The organism is Bacillus sp. CHD6a, assembly GCF_001293645.1.
Taxonomy (GTDB): domain Bacteria; phylum Bacillota; class Bacilli; order Bacillales; family Bacillaceae_I; genus Sutcliffiella_A.
The window spans coordinates 1-17,072 of the sequence record NZ_LBMD01000024.1 but is presented as its reverse complement, the minus strand read 5'-3'; the positions used below and the strand labels follow the sequence as shown (position 1 = coordinate 17,072).

Below are 17,072 nucleotides of genomic sequence, written 5' to 3'. Positions count from 1 at the left end.
CACCTTCCAACATTTTTAGAAATCAAAACCCCCAAAAGGATTCTCATCAAACATATTATTTGGTTGCACTACATCGTAGGTGATTTCTTCGTCTTCATTATTTCTAAGCTCAATAATATAATCGAAATCATCTATTTTATATTCTGTATTTTGCACGAAAATATCAGGATGTTCAACCACTTTTACAGCAGATATCCGCATTATTTCACGAATCAGCTGCCAATGTTTTTCATTTGCCCTTTTGGTTGACACTATACCATCTATAATAAATAGGTTGTCCACATTATATTCATCTTCTATTAATTGACTTCGAATGGTCTGCTTTAACAATGTGCTGGATACAAATAACCATCTTTTGTTAGCACAGACACTTGAAGCTACAATGGACTCGGTTTTCCCTACACGAGGCATCCCTCTGATTCCAATTAACTTATGACCATCCTGTTTAAAAAGTTCTGCAAGGAAATCAACCAATAATCCTAGTTCATCCCGTACAAAGCGGAACGTCTTTTTATCATCTGCATCTCGCTGTATGTATCTTCCATGTCGCACAGCTAACCGATCGCGCAATTTGGGCTCACGCAGCTTTGTAACAGTTATATTATCCATTGTATTAAGGATAGATTCAAGCCGGACTATTTGCTCATTTGAGTCGCTTAGCAATAACATTCCCCTTCTTGCATCATCCACCCCGTTAATTGTCACAATATTGATGGATAGCATTCCTAAAAGGGAAGCAATGTCTCCAAGTAGTCCTGGCCTATTGATATGAATTTCATATTCTAAATACCACTCTTTTTTCTCCATCAAACCCCTTCACCCTCTCTAACAAATCGTTCTTATATATGTTACTTCTATCATATCCAATATTTCTTTAATAAGAAAGTGATTCCTTATGAATTTGGCAACAAAAAAAAGAGAGGTAGAGGCCTCTCTTAATGCGTTCCGTCGTTTTGAACCAATTTAACCATCATATTGGCAATTGCATGTTGCTCTTCTGGGCTTGCCACTTTCCAAAGATCAGCTAAAACTTTCTCTTGCGGGTTTTTTGCTTCTACTTCTTTTGCAAGATAGTCACCGATTTCATAAGCAAGTTGAGAAATAGCTCCATTGTCCATCCCATCATGCTCTGCATGATTTAGACGGTCACCTAAAAAACCTTTCCATTGTTCCCAGTTATCAAGTACTGACATATTAACTCCTCCTTCCACATTTGTTCAAGAGTTAGTATGCGATGCTCCTTCCTGATTTATGCATGGTCTGTTAATTCCATCCTCCGTTTACTCCCAGCGTTTGTCCTGTAATATAAGAAGACTTCTCAGAAAGTAAAAAGCTTACGGAATCGGCAATTTCAGAAGGTTGAGCTAATCTGCCCATAGGTATATCATCACTTATTTCCTGTTTTTCTTCCTCTGATAAATTATTCAGCATTTTTGTAGACACCGCGCCGGGTGCTAACGCGTTGACTCTAATTCCATTCAATGCTACTTCTTTAGCCAACGCTTTTACAAAAGAGAGCTGTGCTCCTTTAGTCATAGAATAAAGCACTTCACATGAAGCCCCTATTTCTCCCCAGATCGAAGAAACCACCACAATATTGCCCCATCTCTTTCTCACCATTTCCGGTAGAAACGCTTGGACGGTTGAATATAATGATGTTATGTTAAGTTGAATCATCTGTTGCTTTGTTTGTTCATCGATGTCTGTCATCAAACCATAAAAGGTTGTACCTGCATTATAGATAATTGCATCAACAGATGAATAGGTGCTATTTTTGAGCTTATGCACGCCTTCATCACACGTTAAGTCTGCTTGAATGGGAATGGCTTTTTCCTCGCCAAATTCTTCTTGTAAATGAAGTACCGATTGTTTATCTTGATGATAATGAAGATAGGTTATGTAGCCTTCTTTCAAAATGGTTCTGGCAATTTCTCTGCCAATATCTCCACTCGCTCCTATTAAAAGTGCTGTTTTGGTCATGTCAATCTCCCTCTTATAAAAAGAAGCCGGTTCGTGTAGTCGCGAACCGGACTTCGTGGCATCTTTATTTTGGCACAACTTGGCACGTTGTAAATGCTTCTTCTTTGATAAAATCCTTAGCTACAGCTTGTAGGTCTTCAAGCGTAATTTTCTCAAGTTGAGGTGTGACCTCAAAAAGGTCCATATTGTTAAATGCATAACGCGTAAATTGGTTTGCGATAAACTCAGGTGAGTTAAGAGCACGCAAGAAGGATCCGATTTTTTTCTTTTTAACTCTTTCCAGTTCCTGTTCTTGAATGGAATTTGGGTCAAACTGCAGCAATATATTTTGAACTCTTTCTGCTAACTTGTCAGGTTCTGAAGTATCTCCGCCTAGCATTGCAAAGCCAAATCCCTTTTCTCCCGTATAGTCATAAGCAAAAGTCTCATCAATCAGGCCGTCATCATAAAGCTTTTGGTAGTGATCAGAGCTTTTTCCGAATAAAAGGTCAAGTAATATGTTCACTGTTAATTCATGCTTGAGAAGCTCCGTTCCTTGTTTGGTTGGATTCGACTCCTTGATACCCACCATACATTTTGACGTATGGACATTCATTTTTAAGACTTTCTTCTTTTCGTTCACCGATGTAGGTTCATCATCAAATTGACGTTTTATTTCTTCTTTCTCTTTAAATGTTTTCTTTCCTTGATTATCTTTGATGAATTGCATCATCTCTGTTGTATCCATCGGTCCTACAACGAATAGGAGCATGTTGCTCGGATGGTAAAAGGTTTCATAACATGTGTATAACAAATCCTTTGTTATGTTGGAAATAGAATCAATAGTCCCTGCGATATCTATTTTAACTGGATGAGTATGGAACATGCTTTCAATCAATCCGAAATAGGCACGCCAATCGGCATTATCCTCATACATCGTGATCTCTTGACCGATAATTCCTTTCTCTTTCTCAACTGTTTTTTCCGTAAAATACGGTGCTTGCACAAAATCCATCAACGTTTCCAAGTTTTGTTCAACATTTGATGTACTGGAGAAGAGATAGGCCGTTCTTGTAAAAGATGTAAAGGCATTGGCAGAGGCACCTTGTTTACTGAAATCTTGGAAAACGTCCCCCTGCTCTTTTTCAAAAAGCTTATGCTCGAGAAAATGAGCAATTCCATCTGGTACCGTTACAAAATCATCCTGACCAAGTGGTACAAATTTATTATCGATTGATCCGTATTTTGTCGTGAATGTTGCATATGTCTTATGAAACCCAGATTTCGGCAGAAGGTACACTTGTAATCCATTCTCAAGCGTTTCATGATATAAGTTCTCTTCTAGTTGTTTAAATTCGATTTTTTCCATCTCTTACGCCTCCTTCCCAGTTAAAAAATAGGTTGTATCGAGTTCCACCAACTTGGCAACTTCCTGAATCTGCTCTTTTGTAACATTTTCTACCCCTTCAAGGAATGCCTCAATTGGTTTGTCAACTTCTGAAACCTCATTGTTGTAGAGGATTTCAATCAATCCTCTTGCAGTATCAATGGTTTCTAGAATTTGATTTTTTATGACCGCTTTGGTCTGAGAAATTTCCCCATCGGTATATTCTCCATGCCTCATCGCTTCAATTTGTTTGTTAATGATTGTTACCGCTTTTTCGTAATTGGAAAAGTCAATACCTGACATGACGAGCAACAATCCTTTATGACTTTCCACCCTTGACGCAGCATAGTACGCTAAACTTTCCTTTTCCCTTACATTGATAAAGAGTTTGGAGTGGGAGAATCCGCCAAAGATTCCGTTAAAGACTTGCAGAGCATAATAAAGGTCATCTTTGAAAGTCACATTCGTTCTGTACCCAATATTTAATTTCCCTTGCTTAATATCCTGGCGTTCTATTACTTCGTTCGGTTCTTTATTATCTTTATTAGGTTGTGTAATAGAAGACGTTACTTTGTTATCCTGATCAGGCAATACAAAGTATCTTTTTACATATTCATCTACTACTTCCTCTTTTATATCACCAACCAAGTAAAGATGAATATCATTTGTTTTTAGCATGTTTTGATAATAGTTATACAGGGATTCTGATGTTATGGCATCTACTTTTTCCTTCTCACCATTTGCACTCAGGCGGTAAGGTTCTTCTGCACACATCTCTTCAATCAGACGTTGGCTTGCATAACGCATTTTATCATCGTATACAGATTGAATTCTTTGTTTTAACGCCCTTTTTTCTTTATCCACTGTCGATGTCTTAAAGCCATTTCCTTCGGTTACGGGCTTCAATAGTACTTCACTCAACAGTTCAATCCCTTTTTCAAGGAGCGGTGTGGAATCTTTTAGAAACTTCTCGTTTGCAATCTCCAACCTCATAGAAATGATGTGATCTTCCCCTTTTTTGCTTAGATCCACTGCAAGGCTAGCTCCATATAATTCATCAAGATATGCCCTGAATTGGGAAGGTTGGGGATGGGACTCTGTTGCGTTTTGAAGAACATACGGCATTAATGCTCGAACTGTCACATCTTCTTCTGATAACGGAGCCTTTACTTTTAATACAATAGTATTCGTCTTGAATTTATTGGTCGGGATAGTGTGAACGTTAATTCCATTAAGGGTGTACGTTCTTTCATCAACTAATTTCAAGAAATCTCCTCCTTTACTTTGATGGGGGCACAACAGATTTCATCCTGTTAATTAATCGTATAAAAATATAGACAGTACTATTCTTTCTATAACGTTCAAAAAATAGTCCTAAACCCAATATAACGTTAAATTAGAAAGATTTACAAGTCAGACAACCTAGAGATGCACAAAATAAAAACACCACGATTATGTGGTGTTTTTACAACTTCTATGGACGCTTTCTTAGTACATGGAAACTAAATTTATCTGCTCTAAAGTAATTAAGTGAATAAAGAATTGGTTCATCATTTTGATCGTAATGCATTTGCTTTAGTACAAGTAATGCCGTTTCAGGTTCACATTCGAGGATAGGTGAAATTTTATCATGATAGCCTAATGGTTCAATATGTGTTACGGCATAAGATATATATCTTCCTGCTTCTTTTTCCAGAAGTTTTAAGAGTGATTCGTTTTTATAAGATTGATAGTCTTCCACAATCGTAGTAGGAATTTTATCAATACAATAAACAACCGGAAGATCATTTGCTGTTCGTACACGTTCAAAATGAAGAACTTCGCGAATTTCTTTATCATTGAATTTAATTAATTCTTCCTCGCTTGGTGTCTCAATGGTGGAAGTCAAGAAGACTGTCCCTGGTTTCATTCCAGCTTGTGAAATCATTTCCGTTACAGAATTTAGCTGTTCAATACCTGACGAGAATAGCGGCTTTGAATTAACAAATGTTCCAACTCCGTGCCTTCTTACAACAATATTTTCTTCTTCCAATACCCGCAATGCTTCTCGCAATGTTGCTCTGCTAACTCCTAGTCGTCGAGACAATTCGAACTCAGAAGGTAATTTCTCTTTTTCTTTATACACCTTGTTCTCAATATCTTGCTTTAATTTGTCTACAACTAGTAAATACAAATGTCTGCTGTCTGACCGAATCGTCATAACTGATCCCCCATTAACCGTTTACAAAACACTTTACATGTTTTCCTATTAATCCAAAATAATATAACACTTTTTAGGGGTAAAATAAATAGAAATTACAGGATTTTGTCGAAAAAGTAAGCGATTTATAAGCTTATCGTTCTTTATGAAAAATAAAAGACGGCTATTCTTAGCCGCCTTTACCTTTACATTTTATGAACCTACATCTTCACTTTGATTTCCTGATACTAATACTGTACGCGGTTTGCTGCCTTCATACGGACCGACTACTCCCCTTACTTCCATGGCGTCAATAAGCCTTGCTGCTCTTGTATAGCCAATACGGAAACGACGCTGAAGCATGGATACAGAGGCAGTCTGCATCTCTAAGACAAGCTGAACTGCATCATCATATAGGTCATCATTTACATCTTCCACTTCTTCATTAATATCTTGAGGAATCATTTCTTCTTGATATTGTGCTTTCTGCTGATCGATTACAAAGTCCACAATTCGTTCGACTTCCTCATCGGAAAGAAATGCGCCCTGTACCCTTATAGGTTTGGAAGCACCGACCGGTAGAAACAGCATGTCCCCTCTACCAAGAAGTTTTTCCGCTCCCCCCATATCCAATATCGTTCTAGAATCTGTTTGAGAAGAAACACTAAAGGCAATCCGGGATGGAATATTTGCTTTAATCACTCCAGTGATAACATCTACAGATGGTCGTTGGGTGGCAATGATTAGATGTATTCCAGCTGCACGGGCCATTTGAGCAAGCCTTGTTATGCAGTCTTCCACATCAGAGGATGCTACCATCATTAGGTCTGCAAGCTCATCAACGATTACCACAATGTAAGGCAAGGATGGCTGTTTCGCCTCTTCATCTTGGTTGTGCCTCTTTATGTAATCATTATAACCCTCGATATTCCTAGTACCGGTGTGGGAAAACAGTTCATAACGACGTTCCATTTCGTTTACTACTTTTTTCAGTGCTTGGGAAGCCTTTTTAGGATCTGTTACAACCGGTGCTAAAAGATGAGGCACCCCGTTATACATGTTCAACTCTACCATTTTCGGGTCAATCATCATCATTTTCACTTCATGAGGCTTAGCACGTACTAAAATACTAGTGATGATTCCGTTTATGCAAACACTTTTTCCGCTCCCTGTTGCACCTGCAACAAGTAGATGGGGCATTTTATTCAGCTCTGCCACAACAGAATCTCCAGAAATATCTCGACCTAAGCCAATCAATAATTTTGCATCTGGCTTTTCGGCCTGTTTAGTATCTAATACTTCTCTTAAGGAAACCATTGCGACTTCATTATTAGGCACTTCTATTCCAATAGCTGATTTACCAGGTATCGGGGCTTCTATTCGTATATCTTTGGCGGCCAAGGCAAGCGCCAAATCGTCGCTTAAGTTTACAATTTTACTTACCTTAACACCCACATCTGGATATACCTCATACTTTGTCACGGCTGGACCAAGATGAACCTTTGTCACTTTTGCTTTAACACCGAAACTAGCAAATGTCTTCTCTAATTTTCTAGCGTTTTGGTAGATGTTTTCATGTTCTGTAGTTTGATGATTCGCTATTGGCTTGTTTAGAAGATCAAGGGACGGAAGAACATATTCCTTATTTTCGACTTCTGTAAACGCCATTGGGCTTGCAATTAGTTCTCTGGCTTCTTCTTGGCCCGAATCTTTGTCATCACTTCTATTAGTAGAAGCTACAGGCTCCGCCTCCACCTGATTTAGTTCTGTTTCTCGGTCATTAAAAGAAGAGATGATAGGAGGAGAGATAAGTTCTTCTGTTGAGGTATCCTCGACAACCAGGACTTCTTCTGTTTTTTCTTTTTTCTCTTCTTTCTGTTTTTTCTCTTCTGCTTGTTTTTCTTTTTTACGTTTGTTACTGTCCTCTTTCCAGCCTTTCATATCTTCCATGAATGCTAGCCATTGGTTCTTTGCAAATCCAAATAAGCCTGCAGCGACTTTGATCACAGTGTCATTGAGGGATTTACCTGTAACTAAAATAATTCCAATTACAATGAATATCATTGCGATCCACTGTGCACCTCTTGCATCAAACAGGAGATGGAACAGAGCAAATAATATGGCACCCATCATTCCCCCACCGAGGTCTGATGTACTTGTTTCTCCGTTTACTTCCAGCCAAAAAAGCTCCCATGTATTGCCGATAACGGATGGATCAGCAAATGAGCCTCCGCGTGAAAGCATCCTGAACAAGGTAACATGGCTCAGCAACAAAACAGACATCATAATAACATACACACCAACCAATTGCCTTGAGAAGAAGGTAGGTAATTCTCTTTTCCAGATGATATATCCAGATAAGAGCAATAACCCAAGAAGCATGAGCATATACCATTCTCCACTAAAAAAACGAAATAATAGAACAAAGGTTTGTCCTACCATACCAAGTTTGGCAATCGCTATACATGTAATGGCCAACAATAGCAGCCCCATTACTTCAAAGGTGACTGTGCGTTTCCATTCATCCCGGTTTTTGGTTTTTCTTTGTCTTTTTTTTCGTTTTGACATAATTCTCACCTATCTAACCATAATGAGAAGACGAAAGCAGCCAACAAAAACTGGCTGCTTTTTCCTCTGATGCTTGTATTATAACATAAGCCCTAACTCTTGAAACATTGTTAAAGAAAATTAATGGTTTGACCTGGGGAATACTCGTTACTAAGATAGTGTGCAGGGTCTGTGCTCAAATTTCGGACGATTTGATAGGCGTTCATATCTGTTTGTTGAACAACCAAAGATACGCCGTTAACATCAATCACACGTTGTTTTTCATATTCTCCATTTTCCACAGGAAAGATTAATTCCTGAGGCATGGTTGTATAGAGAATCATTGCAGCATCTTCCCTTCTTCTGTTTTACCTGGATTTTTTTCCTCTACCATCTCGTTTAGCTTTCGGATGGCTTCTCCTACTCCCCCTACTTGATCAATCAATCCATACTCGACAGCGTCCGCACCAACCACATTGGTCCCAATATCACGAGTCAAATTTCCTTTTGAAAGCATCAATTCCTTGAATTTCTCTTCAGGAATACCCGAATTTTTTGTTACAAAGTTGATGACTCTATCTTGCATTTTATCCAGGTATTCAAAGGTTTGAGGAACACCAATGACCAAACCTGTCAATCGCACAGGGTGAATAGTCATGGTGGCAGTTTCAGCAATAAAAGAATAGTCACAAGATACCGCAATAGGCACCCCAATAGAATGCCCGCCACCAAGTACGAGTGAGACTGTTGGTTTTGACAAGGAAGCTAGCATTTCAGAAATAGCCAATCCAGCTTCGACATCTCCACCAACCGTATTTAATATTACTAGCAGTCCTTCAATATTTGGATTTTGCTCGATTGCAACGATTTGAGGTATAACATGTTCGTATTTGGTTGTTTTATTTTGAGGAGGTAATTGGACGTGTCCCTCAATTTGACCCACAATGGTCAGGCAATGTATTTTGGAGTCAGATGGCATTTGCGCAACATTCGTTTGACCAAGCTGCTGAATTTTATTTACTAAGGAATCCTTTCCTGCATCAGGTTTGTTAGGCTCTCCTTGTGGTTGTTCCGATGACTGGTATGTAAAATCAGACATGCGACAATCTCCTTCCGTCCCTTATAAAATAAGTTTTCTCCAGTATAGTATTGACGCGATGCTTTTTTTCATTCGCAACTAAAACAAAAACAAAACCCGCAACATGACAGGAACTGCCACATTGCGGGTAAGAAACGGTATCAGACTTCCATAATAATAGGGAGAATCATTGGTCGACGTCTAGTCTTTTCATATAAGTGCTGATTAAGGGATTCTCTAATTTTCAACTTCAAGCTTGACCACTCAAGAATCTGTTCTTTTACGGCATTGTCGAGAATTTCTGTCACGATAGCATTTGCTCTGTCTAGAAGTTCTTCTGACTCACGCACATATACAAAACCTCTTGAAAGAATTTCTGGACCGGCAATAATTCTTTTTTGGCTTTTACTGATGGACACAACCACAACCATAATGCCGTCTTGAGACAATAACCTGCGATCTCTTAATACGATATTACCGATATCCCCAACTCCAAGACCGTCAATTAGGACATTTCCGGCATATACTTTCCCAGCATATTTTCCAGTACCCTTTTTAAACTCAACTACTTCTCCTTTATTCAATAAGAAGATGTTGTCTTTTTCGATTCCGACGCTTTCTGCCACTTTGGAGAGCGCTCTTTGCATTTTGAATTCTCCTTGGATAGGAAGAACATATTTTGGTTTAAGTAAGTTTAACATTAACTTAAGTTCTTCCTGACAACCGTGCCCGGAAGAATGAATTTTCTTTTGACCGTAAATGACAACTGCTCCGGCCCTGTAGAGCTTGTCTATCACTTTAGCTACGGTTAATTCTGTCCCAGGTGACGGGGAAGCTGCAATCATCACAATGTCCTGTTGTTTGATTTGAGCATGTTTATGAGTACCTTTGGCCATTTTTAAAAGGGATGACATAAGTTGAGAATGCGTCCCAATTGTAAGCACAACTACATTGTCATCTTTTAGGTTGCCAAGTTCATTAACTGGTACAAGCAAGTTATCTGGAATGTGTAAATATTCCAGTTCTGTTGCAATCGTGAAGTTGCGATCTGTTGGATGTGAAACGACGACAAGCTTTCTGTTGCTGTCCACTGCAGCTTGAACAATCTGTTGAATTCGACCGACATTTGTAGACAGGCACGCAGCAAACACACGACCCTTAGCATTATAGGTTACATCCGCAATCTCTTGTCTGACAACGGATTCAGAAATTGTATACCCAGGTTTCTCTGCATTTGTGCTATCAGAAAGAACACACAATACACCTTTATTCCCGATTTCCGCAATTTTGCCCAGATCAGCATTCTGGGATAACTGGGATTGATCAAATTTAAAGTCACCTGTATGAACGATTGCCCCTTGTGGGGTATCAAAGCAAATGCCTACTGAATCCGGAATGCTATGGTTCGTTCTAAAAAAGGTTACTGTTGTATGTGGCAATTCTAAGACAGTGCTGTCATCTACCTCTTTAAACTCCACCTGTCCTTTTAATCCAAGCCCGTTCACAAGTTCTTTTGCAAGTGCCAGTGTAAACTTTGTACCATACACAGGAGTTTTAAATTTTCTAAGGATATATGCAAGTCCTCCTATATGTTCTTCATGCCCATGTGTAAGGAAAATCCCTTGAATCTTGTCCTTATTATCTTCAAGATATGTCGTATCTGGTATGACCATATCAATACCGAGCATCCCATCTTCTGGGATCATAACACCAGTATCCATAATATAAATGGAATCTTCTATTTCTAAAACGTACATATTTTTACCGATTTCCCCGATCCCCCCGAGGGCAAACACTTTAAGTTTCTCTGTCTGTGGTGTATTCACTTTTTTACCTCCTATATATCTGTAAACCGAATTATGACGATAATGCACGCTTTGCATCAAGAGATCTATTAAATTTTCAGCTACCTAGTGCCAAATCAATATCCGCTCCATGTCATTTGAAATAATTATAACGTATGAAAGAATTGGAATACAAGAAATATTATAACAACTGGAATTTAATGGGTTTATTTAAGGAAAACCTGGCGAACCGCCCGGTTTTAATCTTAGTTGCTAGTTATGCACCGCTGTTGATTTCCGCAAATGGCTTCGCTTTCCTAGGGGCGCTGCTGGAGCCTCCTCGGCTACGCCTGCGGGGTCTCCACCTAGCACTATCTCCCTCAGGACAAGGAAGGCTTCGGCAGCGATTCATCGCACGAAGAAAATGCGTAGCATTTTCGAGGAGTCTCCGCCTTTTGCTCCAATCAACAGCTATAGATTGCTATGACGAAACGCTACTGCTTTTTGAGTTTACTCAGGTACATAGTCTTCATAAACCCTTAGGTAAATGCAGTAGCCAAGTTGATTGTAGTGGAAGGCGCGTAGACGCCCGCGGGAGGAAGGGACAGGTGAGACCCCGCAACGGAGTGAGGAGGCTCACGGACCGCCAGCAGGCAAGCGAAGCGCCTGGAACGGAAATCAACAGTTATCAAAATTTTTCTCAAAAAAAAACCAAAGCTTCCTATTAAGCCTTGGTTTTTTTGCATATTAGATAGTTTCTATAAGTTTGGTTAACGTATTTCTTTCCTGTTCTGTTAATGGCACCAATGGAAGTCTAACACCGCCGACATCCATTCCTTTTAATTGAAGGGCTGTTTTTACTGGGGAAGGGCTTGGTGCACTGAATAACCCCTTCATGACAGGCAGCAATGTTTGATGCTGTTTCGCAGCACTCGCAAATTCTCCTGCCTCAAAAGAACGAATCATCTCTTGCATTTCATTTCCCAACACATGTGAAGCTACAGAAACTACACCATTTCCTCCGATTGAAAGCACCGGCAAGGTTAAACCGTCATCACCACTGTAAAGGACAAACTCATCTGGTGTAGCTGCAATGATTTCCGTCATGGCATCCAAGTTTCCGCTTGCTTCTTTAACAGCAACGATATTATCAATCTCAGAAAGTCGAACAATCGTTTCAACCGACATGTTAACAACGGACCTTCCTGGTATATTGTATAACATCACAGGCAGTGAAGTTTCAGATGCGATGGTACTAAAATGTTGATAAAGTCCTTCTTGACTTGGCTTATTGTAGTATGGCGCTACTAGCATGATGGCATCAACACCTGCTGCCTCCGCTTTTTTGGTAAGGTCAATGGATGCTCTGGTATTATTACTTCCCGTCCCTGCAATTACAGGGATTCTACCGTCGACCACCTTTACAACATGAGCGAAAAGGGCAAGCTTTTCTTCTGTTGATAGTGTAGGAGATTCTCCTGTTGTTCCGGCAACAACAACGGAATCCGTACCGTTTTTTATAAGATAGTTGATCAATTGTGTTGTTTTCTCAAAATCTATGTTTCCTTTATTATCAAATGGAGTTACCATAGCTGTAGAAACTTTACCAAAGTTAATCATGAACTGTTTTCTCTCCTTCTTCTGCGGTTGGATGTAAGATCGTTATTTGTTTTCTTGCTAAATTGAAAGCCTTGTGTAAAGCATTCACCGCTTTAATCATATCTTCTTGTTTTACAAGTACCCAGATTGTGGTATGGCTATCTGCAGATTGAAGAATTTGTATGCCGAGTTCTGAGAGTGCTGTCACTATTTTAGACGTTACCCCTGGTACTCCTGTCATTCCCGCTCCAACAGTTGCCACTTTAGCACAATGACGGTTTACTTTTGGTTCATATCCCAATTTTTGCAGTACATGTATCGCTTTTTCACTCATCTCATCTGTAACGGTGTAGACCACACTAGTTGGGGAGATATTGAAAAAGTCGACGCTAATTTGTTCATTGGCCATTGCCCGAAAGACTTCGGTTTGGATGCCATAATTGCCTTCTTTTGCAAAGACCTTTATTTGTGTAACATTAGGTACATGGGCTATTCCCGTAATCAAGCGGTCTTTTACATCTGCACCTTTTCCTATCTTATCTAGGGATGTTACTAAGGTCCCAGTTGAATTGGAATAAGTAGACCTTATTCGAATGGGAATCTTTGCTTGCATAGCAATTTCCACTGCGCGCGGATGAATCACTTTAGCCCCTTGATATGCCATGTTACATATTTCGTTATAGGTGACAACTGGCAATGGAGAAGCATCTTTTACAATGCGTGGATCTGCTGTCATAACCCCTTCTACATCTGTAAAAATATCGATCCATTCTGCATGAAGGGCTGCACCTAATGCGGCTGCTGATGTATCACTTCCTCCACGCCCAATGGTCGAAATATCTCCGTTTTTCGTTTCCCCTTGGAATCCTGCCACAACTACTACTTGGTGCAAGTCTAGCATTTCTTGAAGTCTCTCACATTTCATCTCAATAATCCGGGCATTTGTGTGGTCGTTATTGGTTCGAAACCCCGCCTGTGGACCGTTTAACGCAGTTGCAGAAATTCCTTCCTTTTGCAACAGGCTACTGAATACGATGGAAGAGATGATTTCTCCACAAGATAATAACATATCTATTTCACGTTTTGAGACGTTGTTCTTACCTGGTTCCACAAGGTTTAGAAGGGTGTCTGTTGCGTATGGCTCCCCTTTTCTTCCCATAGCAGATACGACGACAACCACTTTGTATCCATCGTTCACTGCCTTTTTAATATGTTTGACTGCAGCATGTCTACTGGCTTCATCCCTGACTGACGTTCCACCAAACTTTTGAACTATTATTTTCATATATTGACACCTCATCGCGGTTTAGAAACATCCTTAATACATACGAAAGATGTGATGAAAATAGTACCTTCTCAGAAGGCGCTTACTGTTCAAGAATGGCGATGGGGTAAACGAGACTTTCTTCCGAAAAGAAAAGGTCTTTGAAAGACCTTTTCTTTATCATGTTATTGGTTGATTACGCCGAGTTTCACTAAGCTCTCTGCAATTTGTACGGAATTCCAAGCTGCACCTTTTAACAAGTTGTCAGATACAATCCATAAATGGAAGCCTTTTTTGTTATCTAAGTCCTTCCTGATTCGTCCAACAAACACGTCGTTCGATCCTACACAATCAGCAGGCATCGGGTAAACCTGTTCGGCAGGATTGTCTTGCAGTACAACGCCAGGAGCTTTTTCAAGCAACGCCTTTAAATCTTGAACAGTCACATTTTCGTCTTCTACTTCAATATATACAGACTCGGAATGTCCTGTTACAACTGGAAGACGTACACAAGTAGCTGCAACCTGTAGGTTCTGGTCGTGCATAATTTTTTTCGTTTCGTTTATCATTTTTAATTCTTCAAATGTAAAACCATTCTCTTCGAACTTATCAATTTGCGGGATGGCATTGAAAGCAATTTGATAGTGTTTCTTATCCCCTTTAACGGGAAGAATGCTTGGTGTAAATGTTTCGTTGTTTAGAATGGCTTGTGATTGGGATTCAAGTTCTTCGATTGCCGCCGCACCTGCTCCTGATACTGCTTGATAAGTGCTGACAATAACTTTAGTCAGGCCATATGACTTCCTAATCGGTTCTAGTGCAACCACCATTTGAATAGTAGAACAGTTTGGGTTGGCAATGATTCCGTTATGGGATTTGATGTCTTGTTCATTTACTTCTGGAACTACTAAAGGCACATTTGGATCCATACGGAAGAAACTAGTGTTATCAACCACTATTGCTCCACGCTTTGCCGCTTCAGGCGCAAGCTCCTTGGAAACACTTCCTCCTGCACTGAACAATGCTATATGAACACCCTCAAATTTATCAGGTGTCGCAACTTCAATTGTCACTTCTTCCCCTTTAAATAATACTTTTTTACCTGCAGAGCGCTCCGAAGATAATAGCGTAAGCTTCTTGACCGGGAAATTTCTCTCTTCTAATGTATGAAGCATTTGCTGTCCTACTGCTCCTGTTGCGCCTACAACTGCTACATGTAAACCACTCATCTATTAAGCACCTCTCCATTATTAAAATAGCTCTATTACTATTTCACTGAGCTTTCAGAATATATATTCATATATAGTTTTTAATTTTATCATATTACTGAAATAAAGAAGAGAAGAAATTCTTACTTTTCTTCTCTTCTGAACAAATTTTATTATAAATCGTCTTTGTACCTTTCTACGATGACGGGTTGTATTTGTTTATGCTCTAATGCATGCTCTACTGTTGGCATTAACATACCCATTCTTGCAACCATGGAATTTGGTTTTTTGTCCGGTGCATCTTGCCCATAAGGAATAAAGTATATATTTTTAGTAGCCATTAATCTCATCAAATTTAATCCATTTAATCCGAGGGCATCATTGGTTGATATCCCTAAGACTACTGGGTTATGATTTCTCAGTGTTGCCTTGGCAGCCATTAGTACAGGTGAATCTGTAAGGGCATTAGCCAATTTACTCATTGAGTTTCCGGTTAAAGGGGCAATGATCATACAATCCAATGGAATCTTAGGACCAAGCGGTTCTGCTTTTACAATGGAATCTATCACTTTAAATCCTGTCATGTCTTCAATCAGTTTAATCCAATCTTCCCCTTGACCGAATCTTGTATTTGTATGTTGAACGGTCGAAGTAACTACTGGCCTTACTTCAGCACCAGCATCTAGTAGTTTTTGTATTTCCGGAATAACCGCATCATACGTACAATGAGACCCCGTTAAACCAAAACCTAGCCGTTTTCCTTTTAATTGCATGGTTAATTCCCCTTTCTCCCTTCCATTTCTTCTTTAAGTAATTGTGACAAAACATTCGCCACGATCTGCCCCGCAGTTTTCGGAGCAACAATCCCTGGAAGTCCTGGAGCTAATAATGCTTTAATTCCTCTTTTCTCGGCATACCGGAAATCAGTCCCTCCTGGTTTGGATGCCAAATCAATAATGAGAGTATGAGCAGGCATTTTAGAGATTACATCCGATGTAACGATTAGGTGTGGAATAGTATTAATACAGACATCGACATCTGTGACATTCTCAGCCAAATCGTTTAGATAAAAAGGAGTGACGCCCATCTCAAATATCCGTGCAATATGTTCTGATTTTCTTGCGCCTACACGAACATTGGCACCTAGTGCGGCAAAAGATCGTGCTACACTCATTCCTACTCTCCCTAACCCCAGTACCGCTACATTGGAGTTATGGATTGTAATATCTGTATGTTGAATCACCATCATGATGGTACCTTCCACAGTCGGAATTGCATTATAGATGGCAACATCATCACGATCAAACAATTGAACCAACTTTCTATTTGTACTTGCAACCAGTTGATTCAAATACGGATTGGTGATTCCTGAATAAATGGTGCAGTGCTCTGGTGTATTCTTCACTAATTCCTCTGTTAGCACAATTTTTTCATTTGAGAAAATTGTATCAACCTGCCCCTCTAAATTTGTGCCGGGTACAGGAAGGATAATGGCATTGACAGTCGAAAAATCCACTTCATTCATCTGCTCTTTTGAAGCACCTGTAAAGCCGTGATCTAATTGGTCAAATCCTACAAGCGAAAGCTTCGCGTCTAGCTCAATAAGCTTACGTATCACTTCCAGCTGCCTTGCATCACCGCCAATGACAGCTATGTGCAAACCGGTCAGCATATATCGTTCACCTTCTTCTACTTCGTGAAAGTTTGTAAATCTGGCTCAAGTTTTTCTTACTTCCACATCTTATGTAACCTATGGAAAATCTGTGCTTGAATCAAAGGAGAAAGGGAAGAGTTTGCTGGTGGGGGTGTTTAGGAGTATGTGGATTGTTTGGATGGATGGATTTTGACTTGATGGCTAAAAGAAGCAGGGTTTATTGAGAGTGTCTATACTACCGTTATCCAAGTAAACCCTCCCGTTCGGGTTTAAATAAGGCTTCTCTTCTACCGTTTTCCACGTAGTTCCTGCCGTTCGGGCTTAGAGAAGGCTTCTCTTCTACCGTTAACCGAGTAATTTCTGCTGTTCGGGCTTTTAGAGGGATTCTCTTTTACCGTTAATCACGTAATCCC

15 protein-coding genes are annotated in these 17,072 nt (G+C 39.7%); all 15 read right to left on the bottom strand.

Annotated features, from left to right (window positions below):
* Positions 1 to 15: 15 nt before the first annotated feature.
* The 15 genes from AAV98_RS15590 to dpaA all read right to left on the bottom strand — a co-directional run bounded on the left by AAV98_RS15590 (position 16) and on the right by dpaA (position 16,677).
* Positions 16 to 807, bottom strand: a complete 792-nt coding sequence (locus AAV98_RS15590; protein ID WP_060666476.1) for a DUF3388 domain-containing protein — start codon at positions 805 to 807, stop codon at positions 16 to 18.
* A gap of 128 nt (positions 808 to 935) precedes the next feature.
* On the bottom strand, positions 936 to 1,193 hold the full coding sequence (locus AAV98_RS15585) for a DUF3243 domain-containing protein (RefSeq protein ID WP_060666475.1): 258 nt from the start codon (positions 1,191 to 1,193) through the stop codon (positions 936 to 938).
* A 70-nt stretch (positions 1,194 to 1,263) separates the two neighbouring features.
* Complete coding sequence (gene ymfI, locus AAV98_RS15580; RefSeq protein WP_060666474.1) at positions 1,264 to 1,980, bottom strand: elongation factor P 5-aminopentanone reductase; 717 nt, start codon at positions 1,978 to 1,980, stop codon at positions 1,264 to 1,266.
* Positions 1,981 to 2,044: 64 nt separating this feature from the next.
* Positions 2,045 to 3,328, bottom strand: coding sequence for an EF-P 5-aminopentanol modification-associated protein YfmH (yfmH, locus tag AAV98_RS15575; RefSeq protein ID WP_060666473.1), 1,284 nt, complete (start codon positions 3,326 to 3,328; stop codon positions 2,045 to 2,047).
* A gap of 3 nt (positions 3,329 to 3,331) precedes the next feature.
* The gene (gene yfmF / locus AAV98_RS15570; protein ID WP_060666472.1) at positions 3,332 to 4,612 is read right to left on the bottom strand and encodes an EF-P 5-aminopentanol modification-associated protein YfmF; all 1,281 of its coding nucleotides are present in this window, start codon (positions 4,610 to 4,612) and stop codon (positions 3,332 to 3,334) included.
* A 208-nt stretch (positions 4,613 to 4,820) separates the two neighbouring features.
* Positions 4,821 to 5,546, bottom strand: a complete 726-nt coding sequence (locus AAV98_RS15565; protein ID WP_060666471.1) for a GntR family transcriptional regulator — start codon at positions 5,544 to 5,546, stop codon at positions 4,821 to 4,823.
* Positions 5,547 to 5,738: 192 nt separating this feature from the next.
* The gene (locus AAV98_RS15560) at positions 5,739 to 8,093 is read right to left on the bottom strand and encodes a DNA translocase FtsK (RefSeq protein ID WP_060666470.1); all 2,355 of its coding nucleotides are present in this window, start codon (positions 8,091 to 8,093) and stop codon (positions 5,739 to 5,741) included.
* 110 nt (positions 8,094 to 8,203) lie between these two features.
* Positions 8,204 to 8,416 carry a YlzJ-like family protein gene (locus tag AAV98_RS15555; RefSeq protein WP_060666469.1) on the bottom strand — a complete coding sequence of 71 codons (213 nt, stop codon included), beginning with the start codon at positions 8,414 to 8,416 and terminating at the stop codon, positions 8,204 to 8,206.
* Entirely contained in the window at positions 8,413 to 9,171 is a 759-nt protein-coding gene (locus tag AAV98_RS15550) for a ClpP family protease (RefSeq protein WP_060666468.1), read from the bottom strand. The genes AAV98_RS15555 and AAV98_RS15550 overlap by 4 nt, the downstream gene beginning before the upstream one ends.
* 140 nt (positions 9,172 to 9,311) lie before the next feature.
* A complete protein-coding gene (locus AAV98_RS15545; RefSeq protein WP_060666467.1) occupies positions 9,312 to 10,976 on the bottom strand; it encodes a ribonuclease J in 1,665 nt (554 codons plus the stop codon).
* A 705-nt stretch (positions 10,977 to 11,681) separates the two neighbouring features.
* Complete coding sequence (dapA, locus tag AAV98_RS15535) at positions 11,682 to 12,554, bottom strand: 4-hydroxy-tetrahydrodipicolinate synthase (protein WP_060666465.1); 873 nt, start codon at positions 12,552 to 12,554, stop codon at positions 11,682 to 11,684.
* Positions 12,547 to 13,818, bottom strand: a complete 1,272-nt coding sequence (gene dapG, locus AAV98_RS15530; RefSeq protein ID WP_060666464.1) for an aspartate kinase — start codon at positions 13,816 to 13,818, stop codon at positions 12,547 to 12,549. Before dapG ends, dapA begins: the two co-directional genes overlap by 8 nt.
* A gap of 164 nt (positions 13,819 to 13,982) precedes the next feature.
* Positions 13,983 to 15,026, bottom strand: coding sequence for an aspartate-semialdehyde dehydrogenase (gene asd / locus AAV98_RS15525; RefSeq protein WP_060666463.1), 1,044 nt, complete (start codon positions 15,024 to 15,026; stop codon positions 13,983 to 13,985).
* 152 nt (positions 15,027 to 15,178) lie between these two features.
* A complete protein-coding gene (locus tag AAV98_RS15520) occupies positions 15,179 to 15,778 on the bottom strand; it encodes a dipicolinate synthase subunit B (RefSeq protein WP_060666462.1) in 600 nt (199 codons plus the stop codon).
* Between the two features lie 2 nt (positions 15,779 to 15,780).
* A complete protein-coding gene (gene dpaA, locus AAV98_RS15515) occupies positions 15,781 to 16,677 on the bottom strand; it encodes a dipicolinic acid synthetase subunit A (protein ID WP_060666461.1) in 897 nt (298 codons plus the stop codon).
* Positions 16,678 to 17,072: the final 395 nt, after the last annotated feature.

Bases quoted from the DNA above. Each gene is read 5' to 3' on its own strand.
- AAV98_RS15520 (WP_060666462.1), bottom strand. From the start codon at position 15,778: ATGCAATTAAAAGGAAAACGGCTAGGTTTTGGTTTAACGGGGTCTCAT.
- dapA (WP_060666465.1), bottom strand. From the start codon at position 12,554: ATGATTAACTTTGGTAAAGTTTCTACAGCTATGGTAACTCCATTTGAT.
- yfmH (WP_060666473.1), bottom strand. From the start codon at position 3,328: ATGGAAAAAATCGAATTTAAACAACTAGAAGAGAACTTATATCATGAA.
- dpaA (WP_060666461.1), bottom strand. From the start codon at position 16,677: ATGCTGACCGGTTTGCACATAGCTGTCATTGGCGGTGATGCAAGGCAG.
- dapG (WP_060666464.1), bottom strand. From the start codon at position 13,818: ATGAAAATAATAGTTCAAAAGTTTGGTGGAACGTCAGTCAGGGATGAA.
- AAV98_RS15585 (WP_060666475.1), bottom strand. From the start codon at position 1,193: ATGTCAGTACTTGATAACTGGGAACAATGGAAAGGTTTTTTAGGTGAC.
- AAV98_RS15550 (WP_060666468.1), bottom strand. From the start codon at position 9,171: ATGTCTGATTTTACATACCAGTCATCGGAACAACCACAAGGAGAGCCT.
- AAV98_RS15555 (WP_060666469.1), bottom strand. From the start codon at position 8,416: ATGATTCTCTATACAACCATGCCTCAGGAATTAATCTTTCCTGTGGAA.
- AAV98_RS15560 (WP_060666470.1), bottom strand. From the start codon at position 8,093: ATGTCAAAACGAAAAAAAAGACAAAGAAAAACCAAAAACCGGGATGAA.
- asd (WP_060666463.1), bottom strand. From the start codon at position 15,026: ATGAGTGGTTTACATGTAGCAGTTGTAGGCGCAACAGGAGCAGTAGGA.
- AAV98_RS15565 (WP_060666471.1), bottom strand. From the start codon at position 5,546: ATGACGATTCGGTCAGACAGCAGACATTTGTATTTACTAGTTGTAGAC.
- ymfI (WP_060666474.1), bottom strand. From the start codon at position 1,980: ATGACCAAAACAGCACTTTTAATAGGAGCGAGTGGAGATATTGGCAGA.
- AAV98_RS15590 (WP_060666476.1), bottom strand. From the start codon at position 807: ATGGAGAAAAAAGAGTGGTATTTAGAATATGAAATTCATATCAATAGG.